The sequence below is a fragment of the Sphingomonas sp. NPDC019816 genome, assembly GCF_050274375.1.
Classification (GTDB): domain Bacteria; phylum Pseudomonadota; class Alphaproteobacteria; order Sphingomonadales; family Sphingomonadaceae; genus Sphingomonas.
On the sequence record NZ_JBNNOB010000225.1, the window covers coordinates 1 to 3,220 of the forward strand.

Here is a 3,220-nt window from a genome sequence, read left to right on the forward strand (position 1 = left end):
AGGGGGGGTAAGGAATTCGCGTAGGGCGCGGGCCTCGCCCCGCCCCGGTCGAAACGGGGGGCGGGGCCGGCCGAGGCTCAGCGCAGCTTCGGCGTGTCGAGATCGACCTGGCCTGCCGGGATCACCTCGACCTCGGGATGGGTCTGGCGGACCGCCGGCAGGAATTGCTTGGCATCGCCCACGACGATGATGCTGGCGGCCTTGGGGTCGAGCAGCGCGGCCGATGTCGTCTGGACCGCCGCCGGGTCGACCGCCTGCACGCGGGGGATGTAGCGGCGCAGTTCGTCGAGCGGCACGCCTTGCAGCGTATAGCCGGCCAGGATGCTGGCCACGCCATCGGTCGTCTCGATCGTGCGGCCGAAATTGCCGATCAGCACCGCTTGGCGCGTCTCCAACTCGGCCGGCGGCACCGGGGCGGTGCCCAGCCGGCGCATTTCGGCGTCGATCAGTCCGACGACCTCGGCGGCCGAAGGGTTCTTGGTCTGGGTCCGCGCCGAGATCAGGCCGACATCGCGGCCGGCCAGCACTGAGCTGCCCGCGCCGTACGCCAGGCCACGCTTGATGCGGATTTCCTGATTCAGCCGCGAGGAAAAGCCGCCGCCGAGCACCGTATTGGCGACCGCCAGCGGGTAGTAGCGATCGTCGGCGCGGCGGATACCCGGACGCGCGACAACGACGCCGGCCTGGCCTGCATCGGGCATGTCGACGACGATGACACGCGGGGCGGGGAAGGCCGGCTCGGGGGCCTTGGCGCTGGTCGCCGCACCGGCGGCGCGCCAGTTGCCCAGATGCTTCTCGGCGATCTGCCGCGCCTGCGCCGGCGTCACGTCACCCACCAGCAGCAGCGTCGCCTGACCGGGCTTCCAGCTGCGCGCATAGGCAGCGGTCAGGTCGGCGCGGGTCAGCCCCTTCAGTGAGGTCGGCGTGCTGACCTGACCATAGGCCCGATTGCCGTACACGACACGGTCGGCGACCATGCCCGACAGCTGCGCGGGGTTCTTCATCGCGACGTTGAGCCCGTCGATCGTCTGGCTGCGCGCGCGATCGATCTCGGCGGGGGCGAAGGTCGGATGGGTGGCGACATCGGCCAGGATGGTCATCGCGGTATCGACCTGCGCCGAGGGCACGGTCAGGTCGATGCTGGCGCCGTCATCGGACGCGCTGCTCTCGATCGAGCCGCCCAGGCTTTCGACCGCGCGCGCGATCTCGGTCGCCGAGCGGGTCTGCGTGCCCTTGGTCATCAGGTCGGCGGCCAGGCTGCTGGCACCCGCCTTGCCCGCCGGATCGGTCGCGGCCCCGCCTAACGCCACCAGCGAGGCGGTGACGAGCGGCAGGTCGTGCCGCTCGACCGTGACGACACGGAGCCCGTTGGACAGCGTGGCGACGACCGGCTGCGGCAGGGTGGGGGCGATCGGCGCGCCGGGGGCGGGGGGCAGGATGCGCTGTCCCTCGGGCGCGGGCGTCACCACCGCGATATTGGCGGGCGGGGTGAGGGCGGCCACCCGTACCGTCGGGGCGAGGGTGATCGGCGTGTCGGTGGTGCCGGCGGGCTTGTCGTCGGCCGGCAGGTAGCGGATCGTCGCGCTCTGCTGATCCTTCAGATATTCGCGCGCCACCCGCTGCACATCGGCGGCGGTGACGGTCTGGATCGCGGCGATCTGGCGATCGGCGGCGGCGGGATCGCCGTTCACGATCACGCTGTTGGCGATCAGGCTGGCCTTGCCCTCTGCCGTCTCGCGCTGCTTGAGCGCGGAGGTGAGCAGCTCGTTCTTCGCCTCGGCCAGTTCGGCAGGGGAGACGGCCACGTCGCGCACGCGGGCGATCTCGCGCTTCAACGCCGCTTCGCCTTCGGCCGCCGTCTTGCCGCTGGCCAGCATCGCATAGGCGACGAAATTGCCGGTCGACTGCTTGGTGTCGAGGAAGGTCGAGGCCGACTGCGCCAGCTGGTCGCGATAGACCAGGCTCTCATATAGGCGCGAGCTTTCGCCTGCAGACAGGATCGCGTTCAGCACCATCAGCGCGGGCGTGTCCGCGCTGCGTTCGGGGGGCACGTGATAGCTGATGAGGACGGCCGGCAGCGGCGTGTTCGCCTCATAGACGGTGCGCGATACCGCCTGGGTACGCGCCGGCTCCTGCACCGTCACGCGCGGGATCGGCGCGGTGGGGCGCTTGATGTTCGCGAAATACTGGTCGACCCAGCGGTTCAGCTGCGCGGGGTCGAAATTGCCCGACACCACCAGTACCGCATTGTCGGGCCGATAATAGGTGGTGTGGAAGGCGCGCACGTCGTCGATCGACGCCGACTCCAGCTCTTCCAGACTGCCGATGCCCGGCCGCGCATAGGGGTGCACCGAATAGGCGAGCTTGGGGTAATAGATGCCGAACAGCTTGCCATAGGGCTGGGCCAGGGTACGCTGGCGCAATTCCTCCTTCACCACGTCGCGTTCGCTGGCGAAGCTCTTGGGCTCGACGACCAGCGAGGCCATACGGTCGGCTTCCGCGAAGAGCAGGCGTTGCAAGTGGTTGGCGGGCACCACCTCGAAATAATTGGTGTAATCGTCGGCGGTGGAGGCGTTGTTATAGCCGCCGACATCCTCGGTCAGGCGATCCATCTGTTCGGGGACGAGGTTCCTCGTCGCCTTGAACATCAGATGCTCGAACATGTGGGCAAAGCCCGAGCGGCCCTTGGGATCGTCCTTCGACCCGACATCGTACCAGACCTGGACCGAGACGTTGGGCGTCGTCGTATCGCGAATGGCATAGACGCGTAGGCCGTTGGGCAAAGTACGCGTGGTGAAGTCGATCGGCTTCACGCTTTCCGTGCGTGCTCCCGTGGCCGTTTGCGGCGGAGCACCTTGCGCCCCGGCCAGAGTGGGAAGGGCGGCGACGCCGAGCAGAAGCGCGGCACGGAAAAGGCGCATGAAGACCCTCTTTATGGTTTGCGGATTACTTGGACTTGTTGCGCGTGCCGTACAGCACGGCGGCGGCGATCGCGGCCGAACCGATGCCGACGCCCAGGCCGATCTTGCCCATCGGCCAGTTGCGCGTCTTGTCCTTTACCGAGGCGGCGGTCGCTTCGGCGGCGGCGACGGCATGGTCCTTGGCTTCCTTGGCGGCGGCGAGGATCTCGTTGGGGGCGTCTTCGGTGTGATCGGTCATGTTACTCTCCTACTATCCCCGGATTACTGGCCGGCAGCGTAGCGCGCCCGGAAGTCGTCCG

At 68.5% G+C, this 3,220-nt stretch carries 2 protein-coding genes; both read right to left on the reverse strand.

Annotation, left to right across the window (positions count from 1 at the left end):
* Positions 1-77: 77 nt before the first annotated feature.
* Positions 78-2,921, reverse strand: a complete 2,844-nt coding sequence (locus ACQKJZ_RS18735) for a M16 family metallopeptidase (RefSeq protein WP_427733143.1) — start codon at positions 2,919-2,921, stop codon at positions 78-80.
* A gap of 25 nt (positions 2,922-2,946) precedes the next feature.
* Entirely contained in the window at positions 2,947-3,159 is a 213-nt protein-coding gene (locus ACQKJZ_RS18740; RefSeq protein WP_183950436.1) for a hypothetical protein, read from the reverse strand.
* Positions 3,160-3,220 lie beyond the last annotated feature (61 nt).

What these genes read in the sequence shown, in the direction of transcription:
- ACQKJZ_RS18735 (WP_427733143.1), bottom strand. Translation starts at nt 2,921, where the DNA reads ATGCGCCTTTTCCGTGCCGCGCTTCTGCTCGGCGTCGCCGCCCTTCCC.
- ACQKJZ_RS18740 (WP_183950436.1), bottom strand. Translation starts at nt 3,159, where the DNA reads ATGACCGATCACACCGAAGACGCCCCCAACGAGATCCTCGCCGCCGCC.